This window comes from Leptolyngbya sp. CCY15150 (assembly GCF_016888135.1).
In the GTDB taxonomy this organism is placed as follows: Bacteria; Cyanobacteriota; Cyanobacteriia; order RECH01; family RECH01; genus RECH01.
Genome location: NZ_JACSWB010000147.1, coordinates 24,842 through 43,837 on the forward strand (window position 1 = coordinate 24,842; position 18,996 = coordinate 43,837).

General features: G+C 53.9%; 11 protein-coding genes. 9 read left to right on the forward strand and 2 right to left on the reverse strand.

Annotation, left to right across the window (positions count from 1 at the left end):
• The first annotated feature begins 28 nt into the window (after positions 1-28).
• Both hisA and JUJ53_RS05730 read left to right on the forward strand, forming a co-directional pair.
• Entirely contained in the window at positions 29-802 is a 774-nt protein-coding gene (gene hisA, locus JUJ53_RS05725; protein WP_204151030.1) for a 1-(5-phosphoribosyl)-5-[(5-phosphoribosylamino)methylideneamino]imidazole-4-carboxamide isomerase, read from the forward strand.
• Positions 803-1,501: 699 nt separating this feature from the next.
• A complete protein-coding gene (locus tag JUJ53_RS05730; protein ID WP_204151031.1) occupies positions 1,502-3,601 on the forward strand; it encodes a cation:proton antiporter in 2,100 nt (699 codons plus the stop codon).
• A gap of 99 nt (positions 3,602-3,700) precedes the next feature.
• On the opposite strand, the gene hslO is transcribed toward JUJ53_RS05730, so the two are convergent.
• Positions 3,701-4,603 (reverse strand): Hsp33 family molecular chaperone HslO, encoded by a 903-nt coding sequence (hslO, locus tag JUJ53_RS05735; protein ID WP_204151032.1) that lies wholly within the window; start codon positions 4,601-4,603, stop codon positions 3,701-3,703.
• A gap of 167 nt (positions 4,604-4,770) precedes the next feature.
• Here hslO and JUJ53_RS05740 point away from each other — a divergent pair, with 167 nt between their 5' ends.
• On the forward strand, positions 4,771-5,172 hold the full coding sequence (locus JUJ53_RS05740; RefSeq protein ID WP_204151033.1) for a hypothetical protein: 402 nt from the start codon (positions 4,771-4,773) through the stop codon (positions 5,170-5,172).
• 8 nt (positions 5,173-5,180) lie between these two features.
• Here JUJ53_RS05740 and hisD read toward each other — a convergent pair whose 3' ends face one another.
• The gene (gene hisD / locus JUJ53_RS05745; RefSeq protein WP_204151223.1) at positions 5,181-6,497 is read right to left on the reverse strand and encodes a histidinol dehydrogenase; all 1,317 of its coding nucleotides are present in this window, start codon (positions 6,495-6,497) and stop codon (positions 5,181-5,183) included.
• Between the two features lie 292 nt (positions 6,498-6,789).
• Here hisD and rpsT point away from each other — a divergent pair, with 292 nt between their 5' ends.
• The 6 genes from rpsT (at position 6,790) to JUJ53_RS05775 (ending at position 18,851) form a co-directional block, all read left to right on the forward strand.
• Positions 6,790-7,089, forward strand: a complete 300-nt coding sequence (gene rpsT / locus JUJ53_RS05750; protein WP_204151034.1) for a 30S ribosomal protein S20 — start codon at positions 6,790-6,792, stop codon at positions 7,087-7,089.
• Between the two features lie 131 nt (positions 7,090-7,220).
• A complete protein-coding gene (locus JUJ53_RS05755) occupies positions 7,221-8,030 on the forward strand; it encodes a TatD family hydrolase (RefSeq protein WP_204151035.1) in 810 nt (269 codons plus the stop codon).
• 517 nt (positions 8,031-8,547) lie between these two features.
• A complete protein-coding gene (rpoB, locus tag JUJ53_RS05760) occupies positions 8,548-11,856 on the forward strand; it encodes a DNA-directed RNA polymerase subunit beta (RefSeq protein ID WP_204151036.1) in 3,309 nt (1,102 codons plus the stop codon).
• A 156-nt stretch (positions 11,857-12,012) separates the two neighbouring features.
• The gene (locus JUJ53_RS05765; protein ID WP_204151037.1) at positions 12,013-13,887 is read left to right on the forward strand and encodes a DNA-directed RNA polymerase subunit gamma; all 1,875 of its coding nucleotides are present in this window, start codon (positions 12,013-12,015) and stop codon (positions 13,885-13,887) included.
• A gap of 92 nt (positions 13,888-13,979) precedes the next feature.
• Complete coding sequence (locus JUJ53_RS05770) at positions 13,980-18,119, forward strand: DNA-directed RNA polymerase subunit beta' (protein WP_204151038.1); 4,140 nt, start codon at positions 13,980-13,982, stop codon at positions 18,117-18,119.
• 369 nt (positions 18,120-18,488) lie between these two features.
• A complete protein-coding gene (locus JUJ53_RS05775; RefSeq protein WP_204151039.1) occupies positions 18,489-18,851 on the forward strand; it encodes a metal-sensitive transcriptional regulator in 363 nt (120 codons plus the stop codon).
• Positions 18,852-18,996 lie beyond the last annotated feature (145 nt).

The following is an 18,996-nucleotide window of genomic DNA, read 5'->3' on the forward strand; positions in this document are numbered from 1 at the left end:
CTGCCCGTTATGCTGTTAAGTCGCGTTTATGGATATTATCCCAGCTATTGACCTGCTGAATGGACAATGTGTGCGCCTCTACCAGGGCGACTATAGCCAGTCAGAAGTGTTTGATGAACATCCGGTCGCCGTTGCCCAATCCTGGGTTGAGCAAGGGGCTACCCGTCTCCATTTAGTTGATCTAGATGGGGCCAAGGCCGGCCATCCGGTGAATCAAAAAGCGATCGCTGCCATCCTCAAGGCAGTAGATGTCCCGGTGCAGGTGGGCGGTGGACTCCGCGATCGCCAAAGTGTAGAACAGCTCCTAGATTTGGGCGTTCAGCAGGTGATTGTGGGCACCATCGCCGTTGAGCAGCCAGATAGGGTTGCCCAGCTTTGCCAAGACCTGCCCCAGCGCATCATCGTGGGGATTGACGCCCGCAATGGCAAGGTGGCTACCCGAGGCTGGCTAGAAACTTCAGAAATTGACGCGATTGATCTGGTAACCCGCATGTCTGCTGCGGGGGCCAGTGCCATTATCTATACGGATATTCATCGAGATGGCACACTGCAAGGCCCGAACTGTGACGCCCTGCGAGAGGTGGCGATCGCTAGTCCTGTGCCGGTGATTGCCTCCGGAGGCATTAGCCACACTCGTGATTTGCTCAGCCTGCTGGGGCTAGAGTCCCTAGGGGTCACGGGTGTCATTGTCGGACGCGCTTTGTATACCGGTGCGCTGTCCCTGCCCGAGGCGATCCGCGCTGTGGGTTCCGGTCGCTGGCAAGATGTGCCCCCCGATCTAGGATCATCTGCCCTGGCCTGATCTTTAGGTTCAGCCCAGGCTGAGTTCGCCCTAGGGAGCGATCGCCTGGGCCGAGGTTCACAATTCAGAAAACCCATGGATCGCTGTAAGGGCCAAGGATTGCTCCTAGGACATCTCGACTAGAGCACGATTTCAGAGCATCGGTGATTACAGCGCGCAAGCCAGAATGGTATGCTGAACAAACTGTAGCCTAAGTCACGAAAATAGGCTGATCCACAGCCTATTGGCATGACCCAATAAGGCTGGGAGCTAAGACCTGTTGAACGGAACTTAGCAGGTTCTCTCCTGGTTTGCTACGGTGTATAGAAGGTTTTAGAGCTGAACGACCCTGCTACAGAATCCTCCTAGTTCCTCATTCAGACGGGCTGAACATCAAGGATACCTAGCGTTAGGAACCTTGGACAAGAGTCTGGATGATGCTCGATGAAGGGAGGATAAACCATAGCGTCCCGGTTCAGCGCATCGAGGTTTTCCGTATCCGTATCGGCATGGGTGACCTGGCGTGCAGCTTTATCTAGATGGCTCTCATTCAGTGCAAAAGCTAGCAAGATGAACTATGAGGAGGGGAGGAATTATGATGAATAGTCTTGCCTTCCCTGATTGCATACCTGTTGTTACGTCTAGTATTCAGGACAGCCTCAGCATGTCGCAGCGTTATCGACCTCATTACTTAACGGTTAGCCCGTTTGCCTAAGGTCTATGGACGCACCCTTTGAGATCACGATACAGATGGTGATGACGATCATCGCCGGCATCAGCGCCCAAGTGGTTGCTGATTATCTCAAGGTTCCTAGTATTGTCTTCCTGCTGCTGTTTGGCATTGTGCTGGGTGCAGACGGTATTGGGTTGCTGCATCCTCAAGTCTTGGGGACAGGGCTGGAGGTCATCGTGGCCCTCTCTGTTGCTGTCATTCTTTTTGAAGGTGGCTTAAGCCTGCAGCTTAAAGAGTTGGGCAAGGTGTCGGGCAGCCTTCAAAATTTGGTCACGATTGGTACCTTAATTACCCTCATTGGTGGAGGTATGGCCGCCCACTGGCTGGGGGAATTTCCTTGGTCGTTGGCCTTTTTATATGCCGCGTTGGTGGTGGTGACGGGCCCCACAGTGGTCGCACCTTTGCTCAAGCAAGTGAAGGTCGATCGCCAGATTGCCACCCTGCTGGAAGGGGAGGCCGTGTTGATTGACCCCGTGGGAGCTATCCTCGCGGTGGTGGTCTTAGATGTCATCCTCAATGGTGACGCAGATTTTCTCTCGGTTGTGAATGGGTTGATTCTGCGCCTAGGCATTGGCGTGGTCATCGGCATGATCGGGGGATGGCTGCTGGGCTTCATTTTGAAGCGGGCAAATTTTTTATCCGAAGAACTCCGAAGCCTAGTTGTCCTTGCCGGCTTGTGGGGCCTGTTTGGCCTCGCCCAAACCATTCGCAGTGAGGCTGGACTGATGGCCACGGTGGTGGCGGGTATTGTCCTGCGGGCTTCCTCGGTGCCAGAAGAACGGCTGATTCGTCGCTTTAAGGGGCAGCTCACGATCCTAGCGGTATCCGTGCTCTTCATCCTCCTGGCAGCAGATTTGTCCATTGCCAGTATTTTTGCCCTAGGTCGCGGAGCGGTCTTCACGGTAGCTGTGCTGATGTTTGTGGTGCGGCCGCTCACGGTGTGGACGTGTACCTGGACAAGCACGCTCAACTGGCGGCAAAAGCTATTTATTTCCTGGGTAGCTCCCAAGGGCATTGTCTCGGCGTCGGTTGCCTCTTTGTTTGCCATCCTGTTGACCGAGCGGGGGATTAGTGGTGGAGATGCGATCAAAGCTCTGGTGTTCCTGACCATTATTTCCACGGTGTTGCTGCAGGGGCTGACAGCCCGCTGGGTGGCCAAACTTCTGCGGGTGAATTCAACCGAGGTGACGGGTGCCATTATTGTGGGCTGTAATCCCATCAGTCGCCTGATCGCTCGGCTGTTTCAGGAGCGGGGCGAAACCGTCGTGCTGATTGACACCGATCAGGAGGCTTGTCGAGAGGCTGAGCGGGAAAACCTCACGGTCTTTGCCAGAAGTGCCCTCGATACGGATGTGTTGGAAGAAGCCGGACTATCCACGGCGGGCACGTTCTTAGCGATGACTAATAATGGTGAGGTGAACTCTGTCTTGGCTCAGCGGGCAGCAGAAGAGTTTCAGCCCCCGCGAGTGTTAGCGGTGGTTCCTGGTGATGGCAAGACCAGCAATGCCGATCCTCAACCGAATAAAGCTGGCAAGGCGAATAAATCTCCTAACCCTACGACGAACAAAACTAGGGTTCAGACTGCGTTCATGGACTTCATGCCGTTCAAAACCTGGAACCGCTATGTGGATGATGATGCGGTGAAACTAGGGGAAACGACGTTGCGAGAACCGGGGTTGCTCTTTCAGCAAGCTCACCTGCGAGCGCTGACCCGGTCGGGTGAGTTGGTACCGCTGCTGCTGGATCGGCAAAATCAGCTTCAGGTGATCCCCGCTTCGGAGGAGTTTCAAGCGGGCGATCGCATCATTTATCTTTTGCATGATCCCCGCCCTAAACTCTTGAAGCGGTTATCGGGGGGCACGAGTCCATCACGGCTGGCCATTGAGAAGCTGCCAGCCGTGGAGGAAATTCCCATGCCCATCGCGCCTCCTGAACAGGAAAGTAGCCCGCCCGCCGATAGCCTTGAGACGCCGACAACGCCTGGGGCAGGTTCAGCATCTAGCCCATCTACCCCGGATCCAGCGGAGGAGGAATCTGCAGCAGAATCGGTGGCGACGCCTACCGACCCTAGTACTTCCTCTGAGTGAATGATCTGGGAGTCCGGCTTGGCTATCTGGCTTGGCTATCTGGGAGGCGATCGCCCCTCCAGATAGGGTATGCGTCGGGACGAGATCACACCGCAGCCATCACACTGAGGACTCTGTTTTCAGCTCGGAGATCACCTGCTCTAGCTGGTGGCTATTGGCCCGGTAAACTTCGTTGCAGAAATGACAGGTGGCCTCTGCGCCATCATCTTTAACAATCATGTCCTTAAGTTCGTCTTCACCCAGCAGCTTCAAGGCTCCCAACATCCGCTCAAAAGAACAGCCGCAGTGAAAGTTCAGCATCTGGGTGCCGGGCAAATGCACGAGCCCCATGTCGCCTAGGAGCTCTTCAAAGATCTGCGGCAAGGTTTTCGATGCCCGTAGCAGCGGCGTAAATCCTGATAGAGCAGACACTCGCGCCTCTAGTTTTTCCACGAGGGCCTCGTCCTGGGCTGCCTTGGGCAACACTTGAATCAGAAGTCCCCCTGATGCCGTCACTCCTTCTGCGCTGACAAAGACGCCCAAGACTAAGGCTGAGGGAGTTTGCTCGGAGTTCACCAAATAGGCGGTGATATCATCCCCAATTTCCCCTGAGACGAGATTTACGGTACTGGAGTAGGGATAACCGTAGCCTACGTCTCGCACCACATAGAGGTAGCCATTGCGGCCCACAGCGGTGCCCACGTCTAATTTGCCGCGATCGTTAGGGGGCAGTTCTACGGAAGGACAATCCACATAGCCGCGTACGGTGCCATCCAGACCCGCATCAACAAAAATTCCCCCCAAGGGGCCATCACCGTTGATGCGAATGTTCACCCGAGATTCTGGACGCTTCATGCTAGACGCTAGGAGCAGACCGGCAGACATGGTGCGTCCTAGGGCGGCTGAGGCTACATAGGATAGGTTGTGTCGCCGCCGGGCTTCGTCTGCCAAACGGGTGGTGATAACGCCAACGGCCCGAATCCCTCCATCGGCCGCGGTTGCTCGAATTAACTGATCTGCCATAGGAACCCTACATAGTTCGTAACAATACTAGTTTTTATTCTACGGTGTGAGTCTGGGTGTTCGCTGGAGAGATCTCCCTCTAGGATGAAATGAGGGAGCGATCGCCCTAGTGGTGATCCTTGCTTTAGGGCAGGTTGCTCCCTCAGTCCACCAAGACAGGATTCACCATGCTCGGAACATTTCAGCGAAGCGACCTCCGTATTGAGATCAATGCATCGAGTACCGCCATTCGAGACAGCCTGACCCAAGGGGCACAGCTTCGTCGATGGCTGTATCCCCAGTCCTTGTCGATAGGGGATACGGATACCCTCACCCTAGGCAGCACCTTTACAAGCTGGATTGGCCCAATCACCCTTCAGCATCAAGTTATTCTCTTGGGCGATCAGACCCTACAACTGCTCATGAGCCAAGCGGTGGACGGTGTTCATGAATGGCAATGGGGGGATGGCTGGGTTCAGTCGAGTTTGGCAGGCGTTTCTATCTTGCCGCTCAATCTGGCGCAAACCCTTAATATCTGGCGGTTGCGAACATTTCTAGAAGCCCAGCAACAGGTGGTCAGCACCCCATGAGCGATCGCTTAGGGATCTTGGGGATCGTCGGCGTCTTCAACGCGTCGTTTGACCGAGTCGGCATGGGAGGGCAGCCCTTCACAGGTGGCCAGGAGGTCAATGGCGTCGGCAACTTTGCGCAGTGCTGTGGGGGAATATTGAATCAGGCTGGAATGCTTCATGAAGGTTTCAACCCCCAAGGCAGAGGCGTAGCGCGCTGCACCGGAGGTGGGCAGGGTATGGTTGGGACCGGCCAGGTAGTCGCCGATCGCTTCTGGGGTGGAGGAGCCGAGGAAAATAGCTCCGGCATGGCGGACACCCTCGATCAAGCCCCAGGGATCGGTGACTTCCAGTTCTAAATGCTCTGGGGCAAATTCGTTGGAGAGTTCTATCGCCATATCCAGGGAGTCTACAACCACAACCAAGCCATAGTGGGCGATCGCTTTTTCCGTAAGCAGTCGGCGGGGATGGTTGACTAACTGCCGCTCAACTTCAGCAACCACCTGTCGTCCAAGGCTGACGTCTGTGGTGATCAAAATGGCGGCGGCCATGGGATCGTGCTCGGCCTGGGCTAGGAGATCAGTGGCAACATACACTGGATTGGCAGACTGGTCGGCAATCACCAGCACTTCTGACGGCCCTGCTAAGGAATCAATGCCCACGGTGCCATAGACCAGCTTCTTAGCCAGCGTCACATAGATATTGCCTGGCCCGGTAATCACGTGAACGTTGGGGATGGTTTCCGTGCCGTAGGCCAGGGCCGCGATCGCCTGAGCCCCACCCACGCGATAGATTTCCTGAACCCCAGCCTCCTGCGCCGCCACCAAAATGGCAGGATTCACGGCTTTTTCCGGGCCCGGCGGCGTCACCATGACGATGCGAGGCACCCCCGCCACTTTGGCCGGTACCGCATTCATCAAGACCGTGCTGACGTAGGAAGCCCGCCCCCCAGGAATATAGAGACCTGCCCGGTCTACCGGCGTGTAGCGCTTGCCGAGCACCACGTTATCTTCGCCAAACTGTACCCAGCTCTTAGGTACTCGCTGGCGGTGAAACGCTTCAATGTTGCGACGGGCTAGCTGGATAGCATCTAGCAGTTCCTTGGACACCTGTTGATAGGCAGCATCCAACTCAGAACCGCTCACGCGTAAGTCTTCCAACTTCAGGGTGCGTTGGTCAAACTCTTCGGTGTAGTGGATCAAAGCGCGATCGCCCTGTCGTTGAACAGCTTGAAGCACCTCTCGCACAGTGGCTTCTTTGTGGATGATCTGCTCATCATGGGTGCGATCGCAAATTCGCCGCAATTCTGTTCGCGCTTCTGAAACCTGGTTGATAATTCGAAGCATTGCCATGCAGAGTTAAAACGGGCTAAGGAAAACGATAGGGCTTGCTGTGGCGCTCCTACCGATAGGTTGGTCACAGCAAACATGCTTAGGGGGCTTCTGAGCAAGTTGGGCGCTCAATCACCTTCACCAGTGACGGAGTAACCCCTCTGTTGTCTAGCTTAACTCGGATTTTCTCTCAATCATGGTCATTTCCCTGACAACCTTGGCAGAATTTACGCGAGATGGAACATCTTTTGTTATGATAGATTTTCGCCAAAGTTGTGATCACTTACACCTAAATTAGATTCGAGCCGTGGCAAACATCAAGTCTGCAATCAAGCGCATTAACATTACGGAGCGCAATCGCCTCCGGAATAAATTCTATCGTTCAGCATCCAGAACGCTGATCAAGCGGTACTTTACGGCTTTAGATGCCTATGCTGCCAATCCGACGCCGGAAGCCCAGCAAGAGGTAGAACAACGCATCTCCGCTGCCTACAGCAAAATCGACAAGGCCGTGAAGCGGGGCGTGCTCCATAGCAATACAGGTGCTCGTAGAAAGGCACGTCTTGCTAAAGCCCTGAAGGAAAAAATGGCGACTGCCTCATCCTAGCCCTTGCTCGCTAGCACTAGGTAGCTCCTGCTCCGCACCCCGTCTGGATTCTGCCGATCTACGTCGAGAATCATTCTGAACGTTGTGTCTCACCTCTAGTTGTTCTCCACGGAGATTTTGTCTGTCCATCTATGCAGTTGATTGACACCCACGTTCATCTAAACTTTGAGAGTTTCCAAGCCGATTTGCCCGATGTTGCCCAAGCCTGGCGAGATGCTGGTGTTGTCCGATTAGTGCATTCCTGTGTTGAGCCATCAGAGTTTCCTAGAATTCAGGCGATCGCTGATGGGTTCCCAGAAATTTCCTTTGCTGTGGGACTCCATCCTCTCGACGCCGACAAGTGGACCGATCAGACTGCCGCTCAAATTCGGGATTTAGCTCAGTCTGATCAACGGGTTGTTGCCATTGGAGAAATGGGCCTGGATTTCTACAAAGCAGATGACCAGGATCGGCAGGTTGAGGTCTTTCGCTCTCAGTTAGCGATCGCCCACGACCTAGGGTTGCCCATCATTGTCCACTGTCGAGATGCTGCCGTAGCCATGCAGCACATTTTGATAGAGTTTTTTGAGCATGTTGGATCCGTGTCGGGCGTGATGCATTGCTGGAGCGGCACTCCAGAAGAAACGCAAGGGTTTCTTGATTTAGGGTTTTACGTCAGCTTTAGCGGCATTGTGACGTTTAAAAACGCACACCAAGTTCAAGCTTCAGCCCAGCATGTACCCAGCGATCGCCTGTTGATTGAAACAGATTGCCCTTTTCTGTCGCCCGTGCCCAAACGCAAGGAACGGCGTAACCAACCGGCTCATGTACGGTTTGTCGCTGAAAAACTAGCCGAGCTGCGAGGTGTCTCTCTGGAGGCGATCGCCACCCAGACCACTCAAAACGCCTGTAGACTGTTTGGCATAACTGTTCCTGACGTCTATGCCAACGCTAAAGGTTAGTCATCTGTGATTTACCGTTGCTGACCACCATCATAGAAATTCGGCCCATATTTTTCGGTTAGAGTCAAGTTATTGGGGCATAATAGTAAAACCAGTTTATGTCTGTATGACCCGGCTAGGTGATCGCATGGGGGCTGCTCTTTCTAAGATCAGTGCCCGCTGTTATGTTTTGTGATAGAGCTGTCATCACGTTTGCTGTTAAGGAACTTGATGCTAACCAAAGGAATGGCCCAATTCCTAAACTTCTTCGTTAATCTATGGTTGGGATGCCTGTCCGATCTAAAGCCTACCTACGTGCCCTTGCTTATTACTGACCCAACTATTACCCGACTATTGCTTTTACGCCGTGAAAGTTGCTATTTATATTTGACCCGATTTGCTTGGCGATCGCATCATCCGTGAGTTTGACGAGATCAGTCTCTACAGGATTGTAGGGTCTGAATTTTTGTGTTGACGACACTCACCCACCAAGAGTAATCTTGACCACCCATAGGGCGTGACTTGCTTGAGGAGACGCATGACTAATTTAACCCAGACTTCACCCGCCTTCACTCTACCAGACCTAGTTGAGATTCAGCGGGCTAGTTTCCGTTGGTTTCTTGAAGAAGGATTGATCGAAGAACTCAATAGTTACTCCCCGATTACAGACTACACCGGGAAGCTAGAACTTCATTTTCTTGGTCACAACTACAAACTCAAGCGCCCGAAGTATGATGTCGATGAGGCTAAGCGGCGGGATAGTACCTACGCCGTTCAGATGTATGTCCCCACTCGGCTGATTAACAAAGAAACGGGTGAGATCAAGGAGCAGGAAGTCTTCATCGGTGACCTACCGCTGATGACCGATCGCGGTACCTTCATCATCAATGGAGCAGAGCGGGTTATTGTTAACCAAATTGTGCGTAGCCCTGGGGTCTACTACAAGGCGGAAACGGACAAAAATGGCCGGCGTACCTACAATGCCAGTCTCATTCCTAACCGAGGCGCATGGCTGAAGTTTGAGACCGACAAGAATGACTTGGTCTGGGTACGGATTGATAAGACTCGTAAGCTATCCGCCCAGGTCTTGCTCAAGGCCCTAGGCTTGAACGATAGCGAAATCTTTGATGCCCTGCGCCATCCTGAGTATTTCCAAAAGACCATCGACAAAGAAGGGCAGTTTAGCGAAGATGAAGCTCTCATGGAGCTGTATCGCAAGCTGCGTCCGGGTGAGCCGCCGACGGTGTCTGGTGGACAACAACTGCTAGAATCTCGCTTCTTTGATCCTAAGCGTTACGACCTTGGACGGGTGGGTCGCTACAAGCTCAACCGCAAGCTGCGCCTGAGTATTCCTGACACCATGCGGGTGCTGACGCCTCAAGATATCCTGGCGGCGATCGATTATCTGATCAACCTAGAGTTTGATATCGGCACCATTGATGACATCGACCACTTAGGCAACCGTCGAGTGCGATCGGTGGGTGAGCTGTTGCAAAACCAGGTGCGTGTTGGTCTCAATCGCCTAGAGCGGATCATTCGGGAACGGATGACCGTGTCAGATGCCGAATCGCTGACCCCAGCCTCTTTGGTGAACCCTAAGCCCTTGGTGGCTGCCATCAAGGAATTCTTCGGCTCTTCCCAGCTTTCCCAGTTCATGGATCAAACCAATCCTCTGGCAGAGCTGACGCACAAACGCCGTCTCAGTGCCTTGGGCCCAGGTGGTCTTACCCGGGAGCGGGCGGGCTTTGCCGTGCGAGATATTCACCCCTCTCACTATGGACGGATTTGTCCGATTGAGACGCCAGAAGGCCCGAACGCTGGTCTGATTGGTTCTTTGGCAACCCACGCGCGCGTCAATGCCTATGGGTTCATTGAAACGCCGTCGTATCCGGTAGAAAATGGCCGGGTGCTGAAGGAGCAAGCGCCGCTCTATATGACCGCGGATGAAGAGGACGACCTGCGGGTGGCACCGGGGGATATTCCCCTGGATGAAGAAGGCTACATTTTGGGTGAAACCGTACCGGTACGCTACCGGCAGGAATTCACTACCACCACCCCCACCGAGGTGGACTATGTAGCGATTTCTCCAGTACAGATTATTTCTGTCGCCACATCCCTGATTCCCTTCCTAGAGCACGATGATGCGAACCGAGCCTTGATGGGCTCGAACATGCAGCGGCAGGCCGTCCCCTTGCTACGCCCAGAGCGTCCCCTGGTGGGAACTGGGTTGGAGGCGCAGGCTGCCCGTGACTCGGGGATGGTGATTCTCTCGCGAGTGGATGGGGAAGTCACCTATGTGGACGCTACCCGGATTGTGGTGCGCGATGATCAGGGGCAGGAGATTGAACATATTGTTCAGAAGTACCAACGCTCCAACCAAGATACTTGCTTGAACCAACGCCCTATTGTCTTTGAAGGCGATCGCGTGGTGCTCGGCCAGGTCTTGGCGGATGGTTCTGCCACGGAAGGGGGTGAGATTGCCCTCGGTCAAAACGTCATCATCTCCTATATGCCGTGGGAGGGATACAACTATGAGGATGCAATCCTTATTAGCGAGCGCTTGGTGTATGAAGACGTCTACACCTCGATTCACATTGAAAAGTATGAAATTGAGGCACGTCAGACCAAGCTTGGCCCTGAAGAAATTACCCGAGAAATCCCCAACGTTGGTGAAGATGCCCTGCGTCAGCTTGACGAAACGGGGATCATTCGGATCGGGGCATGGGTAGAGGCTAGCGACATTTTGGTGGGTAAGGTGACGCCTAAGGGCGAGTCTGACCAGCCACCGGAAGAAAAACTGCTGCGCGCTATTTTCGGGGAAAAAGCCCGAGATGTGCGAGATAATTCCCTGCGAGTGCCCAACGGTGAGAAAGGCCGGGTTGTGGATGTCCGCGTCTTTACCCGCGAGCAAGGGGATGAGCTGCCGCCGGGGGCCAACATGGTGGTTCGGGTGTATGTGGCCCAGAAGCGGAAAATTCAGGTGGGCGACAAGATGGCTGGACGCCACGGCAACAAAGGGATTATTTCCCGAATCTTGCCGATTGAAGACATGCCCTATCTGCCTGATGGAACCCCCATTGACATTGCTCTTAACCCTCTAGGGGTGCCGTCTCGGATGAACGTGGGTCAGGTCTTCGAGTGCCTATTGGGTTGGGCTGGCCACAACCTCAATACTCGCTTTAAGGTGACGCCGTTTGACGAAATGTATGGGCAGGAAGCGTCCCGCAGCATCACCCATGGCAAACTGCTGGAGGCTCGGGAAGAAACGGGTAAAGACTGGATCTTTGATCCAGAGAATCCTGGCAAGATCCAAGTCTATGACGGGCGAACAGGCGAGCCGTTTGATCGTCCGGTGACGGTGGGTACGGCCTACATGCTGAAGCTGGTTCACTTAGTGGACGATAAGATTCATGCTCGCTCAACGGGGCCATACTCCTTGGTGACTCAGCAGCCCTTGGGTGGTAAGGCTCAGCAAGGTGGTCAGCGATTTGGCGAAATGGAAGTTTGGGCGCTGGAAGCCTTTGGTGCATCCTATACCCTGCAAGAGCTTCTGACCGTGAAGTCGGATGATATGCAGGGACGCAACGAAGCCCTCAATGCCATTGTCAAAGGCAAGGCCATTCCTCGTCCAGGTACCCCTGAATCCTTTAAGGTTTTGATGCGAGAGCTGCAGTCCCTCTGTTTAGATATTGCTGCTCACAAGCTTGAAACCAATGAAGACGGCAGCAGCCGCGATGTGGAAGTGGATCTCATGGCAGACGTTAGTAGTCGTCGAGCTCCATCTCGTCCCACCTACGAATCAGTGTCCCGTGAGGAAGACACTGAAGAAGTTGGAGAGCAACTCTAGGAGAGGGGCGATCGCCCGGCTACGGTATTCCCTAGACTAAGAGCTTGTCTCCTTCGTTTGGGATAACACCATGGCCCAGCTTGCAGCGATCGCCTACCTCCACGATTATCTCTGTCCCAGTTCCTCTGTCAGCACTATTAAAGGAAGTGATCACGGATGCCCAAAATAGAGCAACGGTTCGACTACGTCAAAATTGGGCTGGCATCGCCCGATCGAATCCGGCAGTGGGGTGAGCGCACCCTGCCCAACGGCATGGTCGTGGGTGAGGTGACCAAGCCCGAAACCATCAATTACCGAACGCTCAAGCCTGAAATGGATGGCTTGTTCTGCGAGCGGATTTTTGGCCCCGCTAAGGATTGGGAATGCCACTGTGGCAAATACAAGCGGGTGCGCCATAGAGGGATTGTCTGTGAGCGCTGCGGTGTAGAGGTGACAGAGTCACGGGTGCGCCGCCACCGCATGGGCTATATCAAGTTGGCTGCCCCGGTTGCCCACGTTTGGTATCTCAAGGGAATTCCTAGCTACATGGCAATCCTGTTGGATATGCCCTTGCGGGATGTGGAACAAATTGTCTACTTCAATGCCTACGTGGTGTTAAGCCCAGGCAATGCCGATAACCTGGCCTACAAACAGTTGCTGACGGAAGATCAATGGATCGAAATTGAAGATCAGCTGTACAGCGAAGATTCTGATCTGTCTGGCGTAGAAGTTGGGATTGGCGCTGAAGCCCTCCAGCGACTTCTAGAAGATCTGAACCTCGAAGCTGAGGCAGAGCAACTGCGGGAAGAAATTGCCGGTGCTAAGGGGCAAAAACGCGCCAAGTTGATTAAGCGCCTGCGGGTGATTGATAACTTTGTGGCTACCGGTTCCCGACCAGAGCACATGGTGCTGAATGTGATTCCGGTGATTCCGCCGGATCTCCGTCCCATGGTGCAGCTCGACGGGGGACGCTTTGCAACCTCAGATTTGAACGATCTCTATCGTCGGGTGATTAACCGAAATAATCGCCTAGCCCGTCTCCAGGAAATTCTGGCACCGGAAATCATTGTGCGCAACGAAAAGCGCATGCTCCAGGAAGCTGTGGATGCGTTGATTGATAACGGTCGGCGGGGGCGTACTGTCGTTGGCGCTAATAACCGTCCTCTGAAGTCCTTGTCTGACATCATTGAAGGGAAGCAAGGACGATTCCGGCAGAACTTGCTAGGGAAACGGGTAGACTACTCCGGTCGTTCGGTGATTGTGGTGGGGCCCAACCTGAAGATGCACCAGTGTGGGCTGCCGAAGGAAATGGCCATTGAGCTATTCCAGCCCTTCGTCATTCACCGCTTGATTCGTCAAGGTCTAGTCAACAATATCAAGGCGGCTAAGAAGCTGATCCAGCGTAATGATCCCAGCATTTGGGATGTGTTGGAAGAGGTGATTGAAGGACACCCGGTGATGCTGAACCGGGCACCGACGCTGCACCGTTTGGGGATTCAGGCCTTCGAGCCAATTTTGGTGGAAGGACGAGCGATTCAGATTCATCCTCTAGTTTGTCCGGCCTTCAACGCTGACTTTGATGGAGACCAAATGGCGGTGCATGTGCCGCTCTCCCTAGAAGCTCAAGCGGAGGCTCGCTTACTGATGCTGGCTTCGAACAACATTCTGTCGCCGGCAACGGGGCGTCCGATTGTGACCCCTAGCCAAGATATGGTGTTGGGCTGCTACTATCTCACCGTGGACAACCCCAAGCAGCAACTGGGCAGTGGGCGTTACTTCTCTAGCATGGATGACGTGGTGATTGCCTATGAGCAAAAGCAGGTGTCTCTCCATGCCCATGTGTGGGTACGGTTTGATGGGCCGGTTGATAGCGGCGAAAAGGAAGGAGAACCCCTAGAGGAGTCTCGCACCGACGAAGGAATCACCACTCGGGTGTACAAATTCCGACGGGTGCGTGAGGATGCAGAGGGCAATATTATTTCTCAGTATGTTCGAACGACGCCGGGGCGCATCATTTACAACAAAACGATTCACGACGTTTTGATGACCTAGGGGCTGTCGTACAGGGTTTGGCGACGGAGCGATCGCCCATCACCTAGGGGCGATCGCATCAGATGCATTGTTTTGAGGGGCAAGGGAGAACCATGGCAGATCAACAACCAACTCAGCAGTTAGAGCAAAAGCCGGTTTTTTATAACCGCGTGATCGATAAGAAGCAGTTGCGGAATATTGTGTCTTGGGCCTTCACCCACTACGGTACGGCTCGCACAGCCCAGATGGCCGATGAACTGAAGGATCTGGGGTTTAAGTATGCGACCCGAGCTGGGGTATCGATTAGCGTCGATGATCTAGAAGTACCGCCCAGTAAGCGGCAACTGCTGGAGGCTGCGGAGGAAGAAATTCGCACCACCGAGTCTCGATACACCCGTGGTGAGATCACGGAAGTTGAGCGCTTCCAAAAGGTGATTGACACTTGGAACAGCACCAGTGAGGAGCTGAAGGATGAGGTGGTTCGCCACTTCCGTTCCCGAAATCCTCTCAACTCGGTCTATATGATGGCGTTCTCCGGAGCCCGGGGGAATATCTCTCAGGTGCGTCAGTTGGTGGGGATGCGCGGACTGATGGCGGATCCGCAAGGGCAGATTATTGACTTGCCGATTAAGACCAACTTCCGGGAAGGACTGACGGTAACGGAATATATCATTTCGTCCTACGGTGCCCGTAAGGGATTGGTAGATACCGCCCTGCGAACGGCTGACTCGGGTTACCTCACCCGTCGGTTGGTGGATGTGTCTCAGGATGTGATCATTCGGGAGCTAGACTGCGGTACGCAGCGCGGTATTCCAGCTCGCAGTATGACCGATGGGGAACGGGTGTTGATTCCCCTGAAGGATCGACTGCTGGGTCGGGTGATGGCAGAAGATGTGCTGCATCCTGAAACCGGTGAACTGATTCTGGCTCGCAACCAAGCTGTTTCCGATGAAATTGCCGAGTTGATTGGCGAGGCCAAGATTGAGCGGGTCGTGGTGCGATCGCCCCTTACCTGTGAAGCAACGCGTTCTGTCTGTCAGCATTGCTATGGCTGGAGCTTGGCTCATGCTGAAATGGTGGATCTCGGCGAGGCCGTTGGCATTATTGCGGCTCAGTCTATTGGTGAACCTGGTACCCAGCTCACCATGCGTACCTTCCACACCGGTGGGGTGTTCACTGGGGAAGTGGCTCAGCAAGTGCGGGCACCTTTCAATGGTGTGTTGCGCATCGACAAGAGCAAGAAATTCCGGGTTCGCTCCTTCCGCACCCGCCACGGTGATGACGCCATGATTGTGGAAAGCAACATGGATGTGGTGGTTGAACAGGGCGATCGCAAGAAGAAGCTAGCGGTGGCGGCAGGCTCCATTCTCTTTAAAGATGATGGCGACCCGGTGAAGGAAGGGCAGATTATTTCGGAAATGTCGGCCACTGGCCGCACGCGCCAGATTACGGAGAAGGCCACCAAGGATGTTGCCTCGGATCTCGCGGGTGAAGTTCGCTTTGCGGATTTGATTCCGGAAGAGAAGAAAGACCGGCAGGGCAACACGACGCGCATTGCCCAGCGGGGTGGCTTGATCTGGGTGCTGGCTGGGGAGGTCTATAACTTGCCCCCTGGTGCAGAGCCTGTGGTGAAAAATGGCGATCGCATTGGCCGCAGCGATATCCTTGCAGAAACCAAATTGGTGACCGAGCAAGGTGGGATTGTCCGTTTGCCCCAAGATCCTGCCGGTAAGAACAGTCGGGAGGTTGAAATTATTACCTCATCGGTCTTGCTGGATCAAGCCAGTGTGACCGTGGAGAGCTTCCAAGGACGGGAGCATTACGTAATTGAAACCAACAGCAACCAGCGTTTCTCCCTGATTGCTACGCCGGGAACCAAGGTCACCAATGGTCAAGTGGTGGCAGAATTGGTGGATACTCGCTACCGCACCCAAACCGGTGGGATTATCAAATACGCCGGTGTGGAAGTTGCTGCGAAGAAAGGAAAAGCTAAGCAGGGCTACGAGATCATCAAAGGTGGTGTGCTGCTTTGGATTCCTGAAGAAGCCCACGAGGTGAATAAAGACATCTCCCTGCTGTTGGTGGAAGACGGGCAATATGTTGAAGCGGGCACAGAAGTGGTGAAAGACATCTTCTGTCAAAGCAATGGGGTGGTGGAAGTTACTCAGAAGAATGACATTCTGCGGGAAATTGTCATCAAGCCAGGAGACTTGCACCTGGCCGACAACCCCGAAGAGGTGATGACTAAAGATGGTTCTCTAGCTCAGCCGGGGCAAGAAATTGTACCGGGTCTGTCGGTGGATGAGTTGCGCTACATCGAGTATGTAGAAACTCCAGAAGGAGCTGCTCTCTTGCTGCGTCCTGTGACAGAATTTACGGTGCCAGATGAGCCGTCTGTCCCCAGTCAAGAGTCGATCAACGAAGATTCTGGACAGTCTATTCGCCTCCGAGCTATTCAGCGTATTCCCTACAAAGATGGCGATCGCGTCAAGTCTGTCGAAGGGGTAGAGTTGCTGCGCACGCAGTTAGTGCTAGAAATTGACCAAGACGCTTCCCAACTGGCTGCAGATATTGAATTGGTGCCGGATGAAACCGATCCAGACACCATGCGCCTGCAGTTGGTCATTTTGGAATCCTTGGTGATCCGTCGAGATATCGTTGCAGACCAGACCCAAGGCAATACCCAGACTCGCATTTTGGTGCAGGATGGCGATCAAATTGCTCCTGGTGCTGTCGTAGCCCGCACGGAAATCCAGTGTAAGGACGGCGGTGAAATTCGCGGGATTCGCCAAGGCGTGGAAGCGATTCGCCGTATTTTGGTGGTTCGTCAAGATGATCTCTTTACCGTGGATACGCAAGGACAGTCGCCTCGGGTTAAGGTGGGTGATCTGCTGGTCTCCGGTGCCGAGATTGCCGAGGGCGTCATTCTAGAAGAATCGGGACAGGTCATTGAAACCCGTGATGCAGAGATTGTCTTGCGCATTGCTCGACCCTATCGCGTCTCATCAGGTGCGGTACTCCATATTGATGATGGAGACTTGGTACAGCGGGGAGACAACCTGGTGATTCTGGTGTTTGAGCGCACCAAAACCGGAGACATCATTCAAGGGCTACCTCGGATTGAGGAATTGCTGGAAGCCAGAAAGCCCAAGGAAGCCTGCGTTCTAGCTAATCGTCCTGGCACTGCTCAGGTGATCTATAGCGATGATGACGTGGGTGAAGTGAAAGTCATCGAAGATGACGGGGTGATTGCGGAATATCCCATTCGTCCTGGACAAAACGTGTTGGTGGTGGATGGACAGCGCGTGGCGGCAGCAGAACCGCTGACCGATGGGCCTGCCAATCCCCATGAGATCCTGGAAGTCTTCTTCCGTCTCCACCGCGAATCCAGCAGCACCCACGAAGCTGCCATGATCAGCCTAGAGCGGGTACAAACGTTCTTGGTGAATGAAGTGCAGTCTGTTTACCAATCTCAAGGGATTGATATTTCAGACAAACACATTGAAGTGATCGTGCGTCAGATGACCTCCAAGGCGCGGATTGACGATGGGGGTGATACCACCATGCTGCCCGGTGAATTGGTAGAAATCTACCAGATCGAGCAGGTGAATAGCGCCATGGCAATTACGGGTGGGGCTCCGGCTGACTACACCCCTGTATTGCTAGGGATTACGAAAGCCTCGTTGAATACTGACAGCTTCATCTCAGCGGCAAGTTTCCAAGAGACAACAAGGGTGCTCACAGAAGCTGCCATTGAAGGCAAGTCTGACTGGCTACGGGGGCTGAAGGAGAACGTGATTATTGGTCGTCTGATTCCAGCGGGGACGGGCTTCAATGCTTACGAGGATATGCCAGGGGTGGAACCTGATCCTAGCCAAGAGCCCAGCGTCTTTGACGAAAGCCTGGATCTGCAGGATGTGGTGCTAGACGATCGCACAGCTCGCACCTATGAGCTGGAGGGTGGTCTAGATGTTTTCCCGGCAGATATTGCTCGTAATCGAGGACAGTTTCCTTCCAATCGCCCCAACTACAACCTTGGCGGTGATTTCCAAGATGATGACTATTCTCAAGTCATTGATGATAATTCCCAAGTCATAGATGATGGCACCAGCGTCGATGACAACTCCCAAGTCATGGATGATGGCGACAGCGTGGATTCTGAGCCCACGATGAATATCGGCCCAATCATGGATGATGAGCCGGTCATGGATGTTAAGCCCGCCATGGATCTCGATGTAGACGACGACATGTAACCCGTTCTTGGTTAACCCGCGTCCTTCCTAATTTCATGGCTTTGGACGCGATCGCCGTTAGTCCCTTCGATATACGCATGTAGTCGGAGGGACTTTTCCATGGATAGGCAGGGGAGCGATCGCCTCCCTGTGGACTCTGGATGCTGAATAAACAGCTATGGACTAAGCCATGGCCTAGATGAATAGTTCAAGGCGTAGACCGTTGCACCTAGGGTTTCTCGATGTTCCCCATAGAAGGATGCCAAGGTCTGCCAGGCTGAGGATTGGTCAAGCAGTTGAGATCTCAAGCTACCCTAGAAGTAACGATTAGTTGGCATTACTTCGCCGCTAGCCTTGTATGTCCGTCTTTCTATATGCCGCTGCATCCCTATGACAACGTCTGAGTCTGCTTCACCGCAACTGCCTCAATCGTCCCATCATCACGCATCAGAGCCTGGCAGTGCCCATGCAGCCCATCCCCACGTTCATGATGAGGAATCCCTGCGCCGCATTATCAATCGGCTTTCCCGTGTCGAAGGACATATCCGTGGCATCAAGATGATGGTGCAGGAGGGGCGGCCCTGTCCGGATGTGCTGGTGCAAATTGCCGCCATTCGTGGGGCTTTAGACCGCGTGGCACGCATTATTCTGGATGAGCACCTCACCGAATGTGTGGGGCGAGCCGCTCGCGAAGGAAATATTGATATTGAGATTGAAGAACTCAAGGCAGCCCTCGATCGCTTTCTGCCCTGAAGCGTGAGTTCGCCGGAAATCTTCGGCCTTTGCATCCATCCTGATCGGGTTGAAAGATGGGAGATCGGCCGAACCGGGTTGCGAACGGTGTCGATACGGTGTCGATCGCTGTCTACCATCTAGGCAGGGGGTTCTGGAGCCCTAA

What these genes read in the sequence shown, in the direction of transcription:
- hisA (WP_204151030.1), top strand. Translation starts at nt 29, where the DNA reads ATGGATATTATCCCAGCTATTGACCTGCTGAATGGACAATGTGTGCGC.
- JUJ53_RS05730 (WP_204151031.1), top strand. Translation starts at nt 1,502, where the DNA reads ATGGACGCACCCTTTGAGATCACGATACAGATGGTGATGACGATCATC.
- hslO (WP_204151032.1), bottom strand. Translation starts at nt 4,603, where the DNA reads ATGGCAGATCAGTTAATTCGAGCAACCGCGGCCGATGGAGGGATTCGG.
- JUJ53_RS05740 (WP_204151033.1), top strand. Translation starts at nt 4,771, where the DNA reads ATGCTCGGAACATTTCAGCGAAGCGACCTCCGTATTGAGATCAATGCA.
- hisD (WP_204151223.1), bottom strand. Translation starts at nt 6,497, where the DNA reads ATGCTTCGAATTATCAACCAGGTTTCAGAAGCGCGAACAGAATTGCGG.
- JUJ53_RS05755 (WP_204151035.1), top strand. Translation starts at nt 7,221, where the DNA reads ATGCAGTTGATTGACACCCACGTTCATCTAAACTTTGAGAGTTTCCAA.
- rpoB (WP_204151036.1), top strand. Translation starts at nt 8,548, where the DNA reads ATGACTAATTTAACCCAGACTTCACCCGCCTTCACTCTACCAGACCTA.
- JUJ53_RS05765 (WP_204151037.1), top strand. Translation starts at nt 12,013, where the DNA reads ATGCCCAAAATAGAGCAACGGTTCGACTACGTCAAAATTGGGCTGGCA.
- JUJ53_RS05770 (WP_204151038.1), top strand. Translation starts at nt 13,980, where the DNA reads ATGGCAGATCAACAACCAACTCAGCAGTTAGAGCAAAAGCCGGTTTTT.
- JUJ53_RS05775 (WP_204151039.1), top strand. Translation starts at nt 18,489, where the DNA reads ATGACAACGTCTGAGTCTGCTTCACCGCAACTGCCTCAATCGTCCCAT.